Genomic DNA, 14,868 nt, shown 5'->3' on the forward strand with positions numbered 1-14,868 from the left:
GGCTAGATACGATAGATGTTCATAAAGCGCAACAATTATTTCGCTAATGTTCCCGTAGAACCATCGCTGGTTGCTCCTTAACCCCTGAGGAGCAACCAGCAAAAAGCCGGTGACGTTTCAATTAATTGAAACGTCACCGGCTTTTTCAGACCCAATTCCCTCTTTTAAAACCGCCCAAATTCTTTGTAGACGTCGAAGGGATCGCGCCCGGTTGCCATGGCTTCCCGGCTTCGGGATTCACTGGCAAACCACTTTTCGGCCAGTTCCAGAACCGGAATGGTCAGGTCGGACGGCACCACCACCACGCCATCGTTGTCGCCAAAAATGTAATCGCCAGGGTTCACTTTCAGCAACCCATCCATTCCCTTCACAAAAATGGGAATCTGGTAATCCACCACCATAAACCGCCCGAAGGCTTCGACCGGATTCCGAAACCGGCAGAACGTCGGGAAGTCCATGTCGATCAGGTAGTTGGAATCCCGCGTGGAACCGTCGATAACTGCACCGACGCAGCCGTGGGCAGCCGCAGCCGTGGCCGAGATTTCGCCAAAATGCCCGCAGGAAGTGTCGCCCTGCGTGTCGCGGATCTGGACAATCCCCGGTTTCATGCTTTTAAACATGCCAAGCCGGATGTCGTGGACTTTCGTGTCCCGGCTGGGCGTCGCCACCCCGTGGGCCGTAAACGCCGGGCCGGCCACTTTCATGGTGTGGGTCAGCGGATACACCCCGCTGGCCATGCATTGTTTGTGATACCCGAGGTGTTCAAGGGCGTCCGAAACCAGGCCCGTATACAGCGTGAGATACCGACTCTGGATTTCCTGCCAGTCATAGTTAACATCCACTTGCCGAACAGGATACGAATTCGTCATTACTTCCATTATGCTACGTAGTTAGTGAGTTTATACTCGATTTATTGTTGTTAACCGCCGTTCCCGACCGGGTTCGGCAGTGGATGATTTTGATGAATCTGCTGAATTTCTCCGGCGGACAACGCCCGGTCGAAAACCGCCAAACCGCCCAGTTGTCCGACAAAATCGTTGCCGATGGCCCCCAGCCGGTGGACGGCCCCCACCGTGAAGTCGGAGCCGGTTTCGCCCCCGTCGAAAATACCTTCGGCATACGGATACGGATTTCGGCCGGGCCGGGCGTCGAACAGGCCGTTGCAGTACGACCGAATTTCCCGGCCGTCGTATGTCATCGCCACAAACGTCCACGCATCAAACGGCACGGGCGTCTGGCCGATGGACACATCAACGCACCACTTTTCGCCGGGCGTTGGTCCGCCCACACCCGAAATGTGGCCGCACACCTGGTCTGCACTCTGGTGTAGCCGGATATTCAGAAACAGGCAGTACTGCCGCATTTTCCGGGTTTCATTCCACAGCCCGGCAATGGCTTCACATTCAGCGTTGTGGTTGCTTTTGGGTTGGCGTTTCACCCAGGCCAGCACCGTCACCTGCGCATTTTTGCCGTGCATGTTCAGGCCGGGACAGTCGGCGCGGGGAATTGTCAGGAATTCGTGTTCCCTGATATCCAGGGAATAGTTCGACAAAATACCGCCTTTCACCATCGGCACCGGCCCGGTTGGCTCCTGCAACCGGTAGGCATATTTCCCTTTGGAGAGCAAAGGCTGTTTCTCCGAAAAATCCCACAGGCACAGCAAATTCGGAACCGACACAAGGGATTGATCCGAGGGCGTGGCTTTACTGAACGGAATCATGATCATACCGCTGAGCAGGGTGGTTTGCGTTAGAAAAGTTCGTCGCTTCATTCGGTTAATTCGCGGTCTTTGTCAAAAAAACAGAGGGCTCCGCTGCCAATAAACAGGCTTCCCAACACGTAAACACCTGAAAGACTGGCAAGACCGAGCGTCAGGCCCAGCGTGGGTTTCAGAACACCGAGGAGATAGGGTGCCGAAGCGCCAATCAGGAAAGCACAGGCCAGCATCAACCCGTAAGCCGATGAGCGGATTTTGGGAGACACCACCTCATACAGCGAAGCGACAATATTGGAATCGTACCAGCCCCGAAAAATACCAAATAGAAAGAGGGCAATGTAGGTCATGGTTTGCGTCTGGCTCATGCTGATCCAGTAGATAAACGGCGCCCCCAGCAACAAACCCAGCGCCTGAACGACCAGCCGGCTGCGGGGGTTGGTTTTCGCGAAATGATCGGAAATTCTGGCACCCGACAACACGCCCAGAAAAGCTCCGAGGTGGTGGTAGAACAGGGCCGAAAAACCGGCATCGGTCAGGCTCATCCCAAACTTGTCGACCAGGAACGAAGGCATCCAGGTCAGGTAGCCGACATTGACAAAAACCATGCAGCCAAAGCCCAGCGTCAGCATGATGACGGTCGGTTTTCGAATTACAATGCGGGCGGTTTCGCCGATTTCGGCCAGCAACGGTTTTTGCGGACCAGATTTCACAATGGGATTGTCTTTCGGAATCCGGATGAAAAACACAACCGCCAGCAAAATCCCCAACCCACCGAAGAGGTAAAAAGCTTTCTGCCAGCCGTATTGCTCCCCGATGTACCCGGCAATGATGCCGCTCAGAATAATCCCGAAATACACCGCCGTCTGGTGAATCGACAGGGCGAACGACCGACTTTCCCGGTATTTTTCGCCCAGCAGGGCATTGGCCGAGGGCGCATAAAACGCTTCGCCCCCGCCCGTCGCAATGCCCCGCAGCAGAATAAATTGCAAAACTGTCGCACAGAAACCCGTCAGCAGGGTTGCGCACGACCAGAACAGCAGGCAAAATCCAAGAATGTTCCGGCGCGAAAACCGGTCGCCGACAAAACCGGCGATGGGAACCAGCAGCCCGTAGGTCCAGACCAGCGCAGAAGCAATCAGGCCCAGTTCAGCGTCGGTCAGGCCGAGGTCCTGGCGGATGAGGGGCAGCACGACGCTGAAAATCTGCCGGTCGGCCTGGTTCAGAAAAAACGCCAGCCAGAGCAGCGTCAGCAACTCCCAGCGAAAACCGGTCGGTTTTTGCGTTACAACGGGGGCGGGTTCGGTCATCATCAGGGAAGTTTAGCGGTGATCGTTGGGGCATTCCAGGCACTGACCGACAGGGTGGCATTTTTGCGGGTTTCGGGTTCCCGCCAGAGGACATCGAGCGTCAGTTCCTGCGTTTCGCCGGGGGCTAGCCAGTTGTAATTGTCCGACGCGACGATGGCCCGTTTGGTGCCGGCAATGTCGACTTTGGTCATGAAAGCCGGGACGTTTCCGGTATTGCGGATTCGGACCCGAAGGCGGCTCCGGTCTTTCCCGAGCGGTTCGCCGGACACAACCGCCGAGGTCAGCGACGTAGCGGTTTTGGCAACGGTGGCCTTCAGAAACGGCCCTTTTTCCAAAGTCGGCCACGGAATGGGCGTGCTGACGTATTTCTGATAAAAACCGTCTTCTTCCAGCATCGAAAGGCTGCGGGGGAAATAAAACGAACGGGACAGCAGCTTTCCACCGGCATCGCGCAGTTCAATGAGAATCAACAGAAACCGGTCGCGGTAGTCGGCAGGAATCGGGTAATCCCCGGCGTTCACCTCGCTCACCGAAGTGCCTGCGCCGACGTTCACCGACTTCTCCTGTTGCCAGAGGGTTTTGAACGTGTCGTCGAACACCCGAACGCTTACTTTCGCACCGGCGATTCCCGTTGGTACTGAATTCGTTATCTTCACAGGAAGCGCCAGGCGTTCCCCCGGTTTCCAGAGCAAACGCGGCAGGTCGATGGCCACGTGGGTGGGTTCATAGGTTCGTTTCAGGAAGTAATACGGCGCTCCGGCATTCCCGAACCAATCCAGCATCTGAATGGCAATCACGGGCCAGTGGCGTTTAAAAACCCACGGCATCAGCCCCGCCGTGACAGGGTAATTGCCCTGCATTTTTTCCGACAGAATCTGGTAGAACTCCCCCGCCCCGATTTGGGATGCCTCCGCAATGGATTCAATGGTGGGGTCGGCCATGTCGGCAACGTGCGACGCCCGGCTTAACATCCGGGGAACACGACCGGGGCCGTATTCCGTAAAATGGTGGATAAATTCCGGGTGAGCAGCCCCAAAACTTTTGTCCCACATTTTACCCAGGCCCGTAAACTCCTTGTTATCAACCGTTTCGTAGAATAAACTCGCTTCTGGAATGCTGTGCATCCCGGTTTCCGACACCCAGGGTTCGAACTGGTAACTGCGGTTATACCAGGTTGGGTCCATGTCGGGATAGGCGTGCATGGAGCCGTCGTCGGGTGTGGTGCGTACAAACAGCCGCGATTTGTCAAAAATATCCAGGTTGCGTTCCAGAATCCCGATGGACTTCGCATTGCCGGACGAATACGGATTGAATTCGTTGCCCCCGCACCAGATCACCAGCGAGGGGTGATTGCGCAAACGGGTGATGTTCTGAACGACCTGTGCTTCCCAGATGTCCTGCGGAAAATCGGGCGTGTCCTGGTTGCCGATCGGAAAATCCTGCCAGACCATGATGCCCAGTTCGTTGCAGATGTCGTAGAAGGTATCGGTTTCGAGCAGGCCACCGCCCCAGATGCGGATCAGTTGCACGCCCATTTTTTTCGCTGCTTCGAGCGTCCAGCGGTAGCGTTCTTTCGGCAAATCGAGCAGAATGTCCTGGGGCGTGAAATTCATCCCTTTGACAAAAATCTTCCGGCCGTTGACCACAAACTGCCAGTTTTCCCAGCGGTCGGCAATGCGTGGCCCGGCGGTGGCGACCCGGTCGATGGTGCGAATCCCGTAGTCGAATTGCAGGACATCGGCGGTTTTCCCGGCCCGTTTCAGGATTATTTTTACGGTGTACCGGTTCGGCTCTCCCAGCCCGTTCGGCTGCCAGAGTTTGGGGTTGGGCAGGGTCAGGTCGTGTTCAAACCAGTTGCGCCCTTCATACACGCTGAGCGGGAATTCCTTGGACAAAACCGTGCTTTGGGCCGAGATCAGTTCGACCAGCAGGCTCAGTTTCTCGTTGACCGGGCTAAAAACCGTCCCTTTTTCGTTGGGATGGTTCAACTGCGAGTTGTTCCAGGGGTGCAGTTGCTGCTGGAGTGAATGGCGGTTGGCAAACACTTCGCCCGAAAGGTGCAACTCGGCTTTCCCGTTCGTCACGGTTTTGGTGGTCAGATAGGGCCGCTCCAGGTGAAACGGCGGCACAATTTCCAGACGCGCCCCCTGCCACATGCCCACGCTGAAGAACGCTTCCCCCCCCGAACCACCCGAGATTACCCAGGGTTTGATGATCCGGCCACTGGCCCGCGGGTTGAAACCGGTTCGTTTGGAAAAATCGTAGTCGCCGGTCGAGGTTCGGGGCAGATTTTCGTAATCCGTGGCCTTGTTGCCCCAGTTTCCGGCGCGCACTTCCACCGTAATCTCATTCGCCTGACCCCACCTGACCAGACGGCTGATTTCAACCGAAGGTCCGCCAAACATGCCCTCGTGAACCCCCACCAGGCTGTCGTTTACCCAGACTTTCGAGAAATAATCGACGCCATCGAAGCACAGAAAGAGCAACGAGCCCTGTGCAGAGGCCGGGAGGGGTACGGTTTTCCGGTAATACCAGACTTTTTCCTCCAGCCAGCGGTATTGCGTCGAGTTCTTGTGGTAATAGGGATGTGGTAATTTTCCGGCTTTGAAATACGCCCAGTGAACCGAATTAGGGACGGTAGTCGGGAACGGATCTTTCCGGGGCGTCTTCAAATCCGCTACGGGGGCATCGGTGTGCGACAATTCCCACCCGCTCCCCGACAACGCGATGTGCTGCGCTCCGGTGCGGGGGGTGATGCGGTACGGACTCCAGAGTTTCGGGCTTTTGTCATCCGACGGTGCCAATCCCGGCTGGGCCGAAACCGAACCGACCGTCAGCAGTGTTGTGAGTAGGAAGAACAAATAAATCGGATTATCTTTCATTGTTAAAAAGCTAAGGTCATGGAAGCACTCAAATTTGTACAAAGAGTTACCGACGATACGCTGGTGTTGCCGATGCCCCCATCGTATCGGGAGCAGGAGGTCGAGGTGATTGTTTTGAAGAAAGAATCGATTCCAAAACCGGAACTTACGAAAGAAGAAAAGCTGGAAATTCTTCGCAAATACAGAGGTACCTTACCAAAATGGGAGCCCGGCCCTGATTTTGAAGACGAAATGTATACGCAGGAATGAAAATATTTGTCGATTCTTCGATTTTGATAGAATACATCAAAGATCAAAAGACCGTACTGCTGGAAGAGATGTTCATTCAAAGTCTTCCACTTTATTACAATAGCATTGTTCTTACGGAATACATCTACTACTTTCTGGGGCATCACGGTACAAAATCTCCACGCACCTTGAAAGAAAATAAACGGATTCCTGAAATTGTGATTCAGAACGAACCGCTTGGACTGCTTAGCTTGTTTGAACAAGTTAATAATCCCGAGCCTTCTTCTTCGACTGTGATCCGTTTGATGAAAACATACAATTTGCTTCCGAATGATGCCATTATTTTGGCACATTGCCTGACTGCGGGTATCCATTACTTAGCTTCTTACGATTCTGATTTTCAAATTCCCTGCGCAAGCGAAGGCGTTACGTTAATCGACACCGTCGAGGTGTTTCACACTCATTTTCCGGCTTCGTAAGGCCCCGGTTTTCCGTATCCGCGCATCAGCAGCAAACCGCCGTCGAGGGTGATCGTTGAACCGGTCATGTAACTGCCCGACGCCACCAGATCGACCAGCACTGCCGCCACCTCATCGACCTGCCCCAGTCGCCCGGCCGGAATCCCCTGACTGACTTCCTGAAGCAGGGCCGGATTTTCCCAAACCGCCCGGTTGATGTCGGTCTGAATGGCTCCGATGGCGAGCGTATTCACCCGAATCTGGTGCGGAGCCAGTTCCATCGCGACGCCTTTCATCAGGGTTTCGAGCGCCCCTTTGGTTGCGCCGTAGAGACTCAGCCCCAAACCGGGTCGGATGCCGTTGACTGATGTAATCGTCCAGATGCTTCCCGGAACACCTTGCTTCACCATGTTTCGGGCCACCGACTGGGTCAGGAAGGTGGTGCTTTTGAAATTGACCGCGTTGAACTGCTCAAAATCAGCTTCCGTTACGTCCAGAAAGTGTTTTTTGTACGAAACCCCCGCGTTGTTGACCAGCACGTCCAGCGTCCCCGCCAGTTCCCACGCCTGTTCGCCCAGACGGATGGCCTGAGCGGTATGCTGTAAATCGGCCTGCAACACATGAGCAACACCGCCCTTCTGCCGGATCACGTCGGCGACGGTTTCGGCGTCGGCCCGGTTTTCGTGAAAGTGAATCACCACCTCACATCCTTCCTCCGAAAGCCGCAGCGCAACGGCCTTTCCAATACCGCCCGACGCCCCCGTAACCAGGGCTTTTTTACCCGTCAATCTCATTCAGCATTTCTATTAATGTTGTTCGCTAGTCGTTATTATTTTTGACATCATCGCATTCTGCCCCTAAATCCCCTGAAGGGGACTTTTGGCACCCGAGGTTTCTGCGTCCAAGTCCCCTTCAGGAGATTTAGGGGCAGAATGCGCTATTCGATGTTCAGTATTCACTGTTCCCTATTCCTTCACATCCCTCCCACCGTCGGAAACCAGTCCGGACGATACGGATCCTGGTGAAAACGGGCGTAGTAATCGCCTTTCTCTTCGTAATATTTTTCGTAATGCTTCATCTTGTCCTCATCGAGCGTGACGCCCAGCCCCGGCCCGGTGGGCACCTTGATGCAACCGTTTTCGTATTTCATCAAACCGCCTTCGATGATGTCATCAGTGAGGTAATGGTAGTGGGCATCACCGGCAAAATTCATGGTCGGAATGGTCGAAGCGGTATGTATCATGGCCGCCAGTTCAACACCGAACTCTGCCCCGGAATGCATGGCAACGCCCAAATTGAAGGTGTTGCAAACCGCAGCCAGGTCTTTCACCCCGCGCGGCCCTTCCCAATAATGCAGATCGGTCAGTACAATGTCCACCGAACCCATCCGAATTGCCGGAGCGAGGTCATCGAATTTGGCGGGATACATGTTCGTCGCCACCGGAATGCGAATCTGCTTGCGGACGGCGGCATTGCCTTCCAGTCCCCACGACGGATCTTCAAAATATTCGAGGTTCAGGTCTTCCATCCGGCGACCCATCTGCACGGCGGTTTGCACCGACCACAAGCCGTTCGGATCGATCCGCAAGCCGAAATCGTCGCCCAATTGCTTGCGGCAGAGTTCCAAAACCCGAACCTCCTCTTTGGGAGCCATCACCCCCGCCTTGAGCTTCATCGCCTTGACGCCCAGCGTTTCGTGCAGTTCCTGGCAATAGTCGGCCAGATCCTCGGCGGTTTCGTCGTGCTTGCCATCGCCCGGTCGGTCATACCGCCAGAACAGATACGCGATAAACGGCACTTCGTCGCGGATGCGTCCGCCCAGCAAATCGCTCATCGGGCGACCCAATACCTTTCCCTGAATATCGAGACAGGCCATTTCGAGGGCGGCATACAGGCGGGCATTGGACAGGTAATAAATGCTCCGCAGCACCTTCAACTTCATGACTTCCAGTTGAAACGGATCGAGCCCGATGATGCGCGGTTTCAGCTTTTGCAAAGCGCCCCGCTGGTCTCCACCGCCCACTTCACCCAGTCCGACAATGCCTTCGTCGGTGATGACTTCGACAATCGTCCGGAGAAAATAACCGGGATGCACGCCGGTATTGTGTCGAAGTTGGGCGTTGAGCGGAATGGCTACACAGCGGGTTCGCAGGTCAATGATTTTCATACTTGTTTTTTTGATTGCCGTATTCTACGATTTTAATACGAATCGACCATGAGCGTTTTCAGTCGAGCACCACGACCTGCGTGCGTGCGCCACTTTTCGGAAACTGAACCTCTTTCTCGTATTTCTTCCCATTCCGTTGCGTAACCACTTTATAGGTACCGTAGAAGCCCTTGTAACTTACCGCGTTATTTTTGGGCGAAGTCGTTACATTCGTGCGCCACTCTTTGTTGATAAGCCGGTCTAATACGTCGTAAGCGGGCTTTTTGGTAAAGTCCCGGTTCAACAGCCCGCCTTTCCATTTGTCTTCGCCGGGCACCACCGTACCGTCCGGTTTAATCCGGGCGGGCGCGGCTGTTCCATCTACCAGGTTCCACCAGATAATACCTTCTACTTTGGGGTGACTAAACCATAGCTTGTAATAATTCTCCGTCATGATGGCCTGGTATTCCGGGCCTTTTTCGGACAAAGCCGATACCGTAATTTCGGTAATGTGAATCGGCAAATTGAAGTCGGCGTACAAATCGAGGGTGTGGAACAAGGTAGAAGGCGTCATGGCTTTACCTTTCAGAATCTGCTCATATTCAGGCTCGCTGAAATTGTGAAACTGCATACCGATCGCATTGATTTTGGCATTCCGCAACAGCAGATTTTCAGTGAGCAGGTAATCGGCATTGTATTCGCGCTTGTTGCTACGTCCCCAGATTCCGGTAGTGAAGTTGAGCGTAAACACATTGCTGTTTGGGAAATGGCGCTCGCTTTCTTTGAATGCCTTGAACGCGAAATCTTTAGGCATCAGCACGTCGGGGTGGCGGTCGGTTACTTCATTGACAACGTCCCAAATCTGAATGTCGTGGCCATACCGCTCGCCGATTTCCTGGATCCGTTTGCTGAGTTTCTGCTCCATGATTTTTTCATCCTTCGGTAGCCAGGTTGGCAGCGACCAGCGTGGATTGTCCCACACGAGCGTATGGCCTTTGGGCGTCAGATTGTATTTCCGGACAAACTCCATCACGACGTCGGGTGCAGGACGGCGGTAACTATAGGGGCTGTCTTTTCCAAAACGGAGTTTTCCCGGCTCAGGCTCCAGTTCGGGCCAGTAAAACGGAATGGTCACGAAATTGAACAGTTTGGCAAAATGCTCCTCATACAGTGCATCTTCTTTCGGATTCCGGAACCCCTTCACCATGAAGCCGTTGGCTCCGAAGTAAAAATCGTGGCGGGTTTGTGTTAACGAAACCTCACCGGTTGAAATGGGATTCCCTTCTTTATCCGTAAACTGAATGGTGAAGGCACCCATCCGATTTTCGCGAATGCCATCGGCAATCCGTTGTTGGATGGCGGGGTCGTTCCACTGGTTTTTATACTCGTCGGAAAGCTGGGCCAAAGCCTGAAGTGCTGATAAGGTTAGTAATGCAGCCGTGACAATGTGTTTCATCTTCAATTGGTAACCGGTTAGTAATTGGCGGGCTGGTTGTTTTATCGAAATTTTTATTTGCCCGGTTGAGACTGTTTCAGTGAGCCGTCTTATCGGGTATCGAAAACCGGCGATCAATACCCCGGATTCTGGTCAGTCGCGGTAAGGGCGGTGTTGTAATTCAGCTCCGAAACCGGAATGGGCCAGAACAGGTGTTTATCGGCCACGTCTTTCCCGGTGGCGGTTTTGATCACCTCTTTCAGTTTGGCCGTTCCGAGCCGTTTCAGATCGAGCCAGCGTTTGGCTTCGTACTGCGTTTCGTAGCCCCGCTCTTTCAGCACCAGTTCGTGAAAAGTCGTCGCGGTATAGTCCGCCAGTTTGAAATCCACGTCCGAAGCCACCGTTGGCACCTTTCCGTAGGCCCGGCGGTGCACCTGATTCAGCGCTTCCATCGCAGCAGCCGTTGGCCCGGTTCCGGCCCGGCTGGCGGCTTCGGCATATAGCAGCAGCATATCGGCGTAGCGGTAGATTGGAAAATCATTGCCCGCGCCGTCGCTGGTGGCGGCAACGGGGTCCGAAAACTTCTTGCACAAAATGCTGTTTTTCCCCAGGCCAATGTCCCAGCTATACCAGAAGGCGGTTTTCCGTAAATCTTTTTCGTCCCAGGTTTTCTGCACCGGATTGCTCTGGGTGTCGCTGTAATGTGCATAAAAACCGCCCGCGCCGTGGAGTCTCGAACCCGGATGATGCGCAAACATCGCCAGATACATTCCCTGCCCGCCCTGACGGGTTGCTTTCAGGTACCAGATTTCTTCCGTCGAAGTAACGACCGTCGGGCCGAACACCTTGCTGTCAAAATCGGCGGCAACCGTCACCGGCACCAGCGAAAACTTCCCGGATTTGATGATTTCATCGGCCTTGTCGCGGGCTTCGGCGTACTGGTTTCGGGTAAAATACACTTCCGCCAAAACCGCCTTGGCTGCCCATTTGGTGGTCCGGCCCACTTGCGTACCTTTGTCGGGCAGGTTGGCTTCGGCTTCTTTTAAATCACTCAGGATCAAGGTATACACTTCTTCGACGGTGTTGCGCTTGACATTGGGTTCGCTGAGTGTCGCTTCGGTGCGGATCGGCACCCCGCCCCAGTTGCGGACTAACCAGAAATACGCGAAAGCGCGCAGGTATTTGGCTTCAGCCACATACTTCGTGACGTCGGCCGGGCTGATGCTGCTGCCTTTCGGGGCATTCTGAATCACCAGATTGGCATTGCGGATGCAGAGGTAGAACAACCGCCAGCCGTCGTCGGTCCGCGGAATATTCGTGCTGTTCAGTCCCTGAAAATCACTCAGCACCTGGTAGCTGCCCCGCCCGTAACTGTAATCCGTATACGCTTCGAGCTGCGCGCCCAACTGCCCCGTGATGCCATTGTTGGCCCGGAGCTGGGCGTATGCCGCATTCACGGCAGCTTCTACTTCATTGGCGGTATTGTAAAACGTCTCCACCGCAACGGCTTTGGGCTTCTCAACCAGTACATCCTCGCAGGACAACAGGCTAAGAATCAGGGGAAGGAATAGGATCTTTTTCATATTTTCTCAATTTTGAATGAGTGAATGATAGAATGAGTGAATAGCGCAGAGCGATGTTTTTTTTATTCTGTCATTCACTCATTCTATCATTCAAAATTAAAACCCGACCCGCAGGCCGAAGGTGACGGATTTCGAGGTGGGATAGCTGTAATGGTCGATGCCCTGGCCGATGGCGTTGGCCCCGCCCTGCGAGTTGGTTTCCGGATCCCACCACGAGTATTTCGTGAGGGTCAGCAGGTTCTGGCCACTGGCGTAGACCTGCGCCGTCCGCATCCAGGTGACGCCCATTTTCTGTAACGGCAGGTTGTAGGCCAGTTGAATGTTTCGCAGGCGCAAATACGACCCATCTTCGACAAAGCGGTCGGAATAGTTGTAGCTGTTGGCGCGGGAAATAACCGGGTATTTCGCCGTGGTGTTGGTCGGCGTCCAGTGGTTATACAACACTTCACGCGGCATGTTCAGCCCAAAACCGTAGTCGAGCGTGTTGTTGATCGAACTGACGTTGACCAGATTATTGCCCTGCGTTCCCTGCACGAAGAACGTCAGGTCGAAGCCCCGGAACGACATGGCCGAATTAAAACCGTAAATAAAGTCGGGGTTCGGATTGCCGATGATGGTTTTGTCGAGCTGATTGATCACGTTGTCGCCGTTCTGATCCACATATTTCACCTTGCCCTGTTCGGTGTAGCCGTTTTCCACGTAGCCGTAAAAAACACTCATCGGCTGGCCTTCACGCAGCAGGTTGGCGGCATCACTGATGAGCGTCACACCCACACTGCCGCCCAGAATGTCCTGCCCGCCGTTCAGCTTGACCACCTTGCTGCGGTTGAACGAAATATTGCCGTTGACATCCCATTTAAAGGCTTTGTCAAAAATGCGGGCTTCCAGCCCAATTTCCAGCCCTTTGTTCTGAATTTCACCGACGTTCCGAATCGTGCTCGTAAACCCAAAACCGCTCGGTAACTGCACCGTATTGAGCAGGTCGCGGGTGTGTTTGATGTAATAATCGAGGGTCAGACGGAAGCGGTTTCCCAGAAAACCCGCGTCGATCCCGAAGTCGGTTTGCTCCGTGGTTTCCCATTTCAGGTTGCCGGGCAACTGCGTTCCGGGGGCGAAGGTGTTGTAGAGCGCATCGTCGAACACGGTTTTCCCCGCCGACAGGTTGTTGAGGGTCGCATACGCCCCAATCGCCTGGCTACCCGTCAGGCCCCAGCTTGCCCGCGCCTTCAGGTCGGTAATGAACGGCACATTTTTCATGAACTCTTCTTCCGATACCCGCCAGGCCAGAGCGCCGGAGGGGAAGTAGCCCCATTTGTTGCCTTCGCTGTATTTGGAAGAACCATCGGCCCGGAAACTGATCGTAGCCAGATACTTATTGTTGTAGCTGTAATTCACGCGCCCCAGATACGACAGCAGCGTACTGAGCGAATAGCCCGTCCCCGGAATACCCGGTGTTGCCGCCGAACCCAGATTGGCGGTTTCGGTGATGTCGCTCAGAAAGCCCACGCCCGACGCGTTCAACGATTTGCTCAGAAAATCCTGGTAGGTGAACCCAGCCACCGCCGAAATGCTGTGTTTGATGGCCACGGTTTTGATGTAGCTAATCGTGTTTTCACTCAACAGGCTCATTCCCCGGCTCGTCGACACACTGGCACTGCCCTGGGAATTGACAAATTTGGTCGTTGTGTAGGAATCCGTGCGGTCATCGCTGTTTTCAATACCGCCGGAAATCTTGATGGCCAGGCCGTCGAACGGTTTGAACGTCAGGGCCGCGTTGGCCAGCACCCGGTTGGCATCGACATCGTCGGAAGACTGGTAGATGTAATTCAGCGGATTGGTCAATACATTGGAAATGAAGGGATAAGCCGTTGCCAGCACGCGGTACGAACCGTCTTCGTTATACGGCGTCAGCGTTGGCGGGGCCGAAATGGCCGCCGAGATGAGCGAACCGCCCCGGTTGCCGCCCCCCGAATTCTGGCGGCTCGTTGTGATTTTGGTCAGCGTAGCACCATACGACAGGTTGAGTTTCCGGCTGACGTCCGACGAGATGTTGGCCCGGAGCGAATACCGCTTGTAGTCACTGCCAATCACGATGCCCTGCTGATTAAAAATACTGCCGCCCACCGAATACCGCGTTTTCTCGTTACCTCCGCTGATGGTCAGGTTGTGCGTCTGCATGGGTGCTTTCCGGAAAATCAGATCCTGCCAGTCGAACCCTTCGCCAAACCCATCGATCTGCGCCTGCGTGAAATACGGGGTCACTTTATCGGTCGTGGCCTGTTCGTTGTAGAATGTCGCATACTCGCGGGCATTCATCAAATCCAGCTTTTTGCGCAGGGTCTGGGTGCTGTAGCTGCCTTCGTAATCCACCTGCATTTTGCCGGATTTGCCCTGTTTGGTCGTAATCAAAACCACCCCATTAGCGCCCCGCGACCCGTAAATCGCGGTCGCTGAGGCATCTTTCAGAATTTCAATGCTTTCAATATCCGTGTTGTTGATGATGGTCGGATTGCTGCCCGAAGTCGGAAAACCGTCCACCACATACAGCGGTTCGTTGCTGCCCTGAATCGAGTTGGTTCCCCGAATCCGGACGCTGATGCCGGCCCCCGGCGCCCCCGTGTTCTGCGTCACCTGCACGCCCGGCGCCCGGCCCGACAATGCCTGGAGGACATTCGTTGCCGGAAATGCGTTCAACTCTTTGGCCTTGACCTGCGCCAGGGAGCCGGTCAAATCCGACTTCCGGACGGTTCCGTAGCCTACCACGACGACCTCATCCAGTTGCCGGGAATCGACCACCAGCGCTGCATTGACCACCGACTGGTTTCCGACGGCGATTTCCTGCGCCACATAGCCCACCGATGAAATGACCAGCGTTGCATTGGCCTGATTGGGCAATGTAATCCGGTAATTTCCTTCCGCATCCGTTGTGGTTCCCGTTGTGGTTCCTTTGAGCGAAACCGATGTACCCGGCAAGGGCGCATTGTCGGCCGCTCCGGTCACCCGGCCCGTTATCACCACCGATTGCGTCCATCCGGTCGACGGGATCAGCAGAACCGCCAGACAGACACGAAGCCATCTATAAAGGTTTTTTTTCATAGGGTTCAGTGTTTAA

General features: G+C 54.6%; 11 protein-coding genes. 2 read left to right on the plus strand and 9 right to left on the minus strand.

The window, feature by feature from the left end; genetic code table 11:
- Positions 1–164 precede the first annotated feature (164 nt).
- Genes DUE52_RS14225 through DUE52_RS14240 form a run of 4 tightly spaced genes read right to left on the minus strand, consistent with a single transcriptional unit; the run spans position 165 to position 5,906 of the window.
- Entirely contained in the window at positions 165–878 is a 714-nt protein-coding gene (locus tag DUE52_RS14225) for an RraA family protein (RefSeq protein ID WP_114406674.1), read from the minus strand.
- A gap of 41 nt (positions 879–919) precedes the next feature.
- On the minus strand, positions 920–1,771 hold the full coding sequence (locus DUE52_RS14230; protein WP_222930281.1) for a LamG-like jellyroll fold domain-containing protein: 852 nt from the start codon (positions 1,769–1,771) through the stop codon (positions 920–922).
- Positions 1,768–3,027, minus strand: a complete 1,260-nt coding sequence (locus DUE52_RS14235; protein WP_229312167.1) for a spinster family MFS transporter — start codon at positions 3,025–3,027, stop codon at positions 1,768–1,770. The genes DUE52_RS14230 and DUE52_RS14235 overlap by 4 nt, the downstream gene beginning before the upstream one ends.
- Positions 3,027–5,906 carry a glycoside hydrolase family 2 protein gene (locus DUE52_RS14240; protein WP_114406676.1) on the minus strand — a complete coding sequence of 960 codons (2,880 nt, stop codon included), beginning with the start codon at positions 5,904–5,906 and terminating at the stop codon, positions 3,027–3,029. The genes DUE52_RS14235 and DUE52_RS14240 overlap by 1 nt, the downstream gene beginning before the upstream one ends.
- A gap of 18 nt (positions 5,907–5,924) precedes the next feature.
- On the opposite strand from DUE52_RS14240, the gene DUE52_RS14245 reads away from it, so the two are divergent.
- Together DUE52_RS14245 and DUE52_RS14250 are read left to right on the plus strand one after the other, a co-directional pair.
- The gene (locus DUE52_RS14245) at positions 5,925–6,155 is read left to right on the plus strand and encodes a hypothetical protein (RefSeq protein ID WP_114406677.1); all 231 of its coding nucleotides are present in this window, start codon (positions 5,925–5,927) and stop codon (positions 6,153–6,155) included.
- Positions 6,152–6,613 (plus strand): type II toxin-antitoxin system VapC family toxin, encoded by a 462-nt coding sequence (locus DUE52_RS14250; RefSeq protein WP_114406678.1) that lies wholly within the window; start codon positions 6,152–6,154, stop codon positions 6,611–6,613. The genes DUE52_RS14245 and DUE52_RS14250 overlap by 4 nt, the downstream gene beginning before the upstream one ends.
- Here DUE52_RS14250 and DUE52_RS14255 read toward each other — a convergent pair.
- The 5 genes from DUE52_RS14255 to DUE52_RS14275 all read right to left on the minus strand — a co-directional run bounded on the left by DUE52_RS14255 (position 6,595) and on the right by DUE52_RS14275 (position 14,852).
- Positions 6,595–7,386 carry an SDR family NAD(P)-dependent oxidoreductase gene (locus tag DUE52_RS14255; RefSeq protein ID WP_114406679.1) on the minus strand — a complete coding sequence of 264 codons (792 nt, stop codon included), beginning with the start codon at positions 7,384–7,386 and terminating at the stop codon, positions 6,595–6,597. The two genes, DUE52_RS14250 and DUE52_RS14255, sit on opposite strands and share 19 nt — an antisense overlap.
- A gap of 179 nt (positions 7,387–7,565) precedes the next feature.
- On the minus strand, positions 7,566–8,759 hold the full coding sequence (locus DUE52_RS14260) for an enolase C-terminal domain-like protein (protein WP_114406680.1): 1,194 nt from the start codon (positions 8,757–8,759) through the stop codon (positions 7,566–7,568).
- 58 nt (positions 8,760–8,817) lie between these two features.
- A complete protein-coding gene (locus tag DUE52_RS14265) occupies positions 8,818–10,194 on the minus strand; it encodes an endo-1,4-beta-xylanase (protein WP_114406681.1) in 1,377 nt (458 codons plus the stop codon).
- A 113-nt stretch (positions 10,195–10,307) separates the two neighbouring features.
- Positions 10,308–11,756 (minus strand): RagB/SusD family nutrient uptake outer membrane protein, encoded by a 1,449-nt coding sequence (locus DUE52_RS14270; RefSeq protein ID WP_114406682.1) that lies wholly within the window; start codon positions 11,754–11,756, stop codon positions 10,308–10,310.
- A 96-nt stretch (positions 11,757–11,852) separates the two neighbouring features.
- Positions 11,853–14,852: a SusC/RagA family TonB-linked outer membrane protein gene (locus DUE52_RS14275; RefSeq protein ID WP_114406683.1), complete on the minus strand. Its 3,000-nt coding sequence runs from the start codon at positions 14,850–14,852 to the stop codon at positions 11,853–11,855.
- Between the last annotated feature and the right edge of the window lie 16 nt (positions 14,853–14,868).

Source organism: Larkinella punicea (assembly GCF_003334855.1).
Lineage (GTDB): Bacteria > Bacteroidota > Bacteroidia > Cytophagales > Spirosomataceae > Larkinella > Larkinella punicea.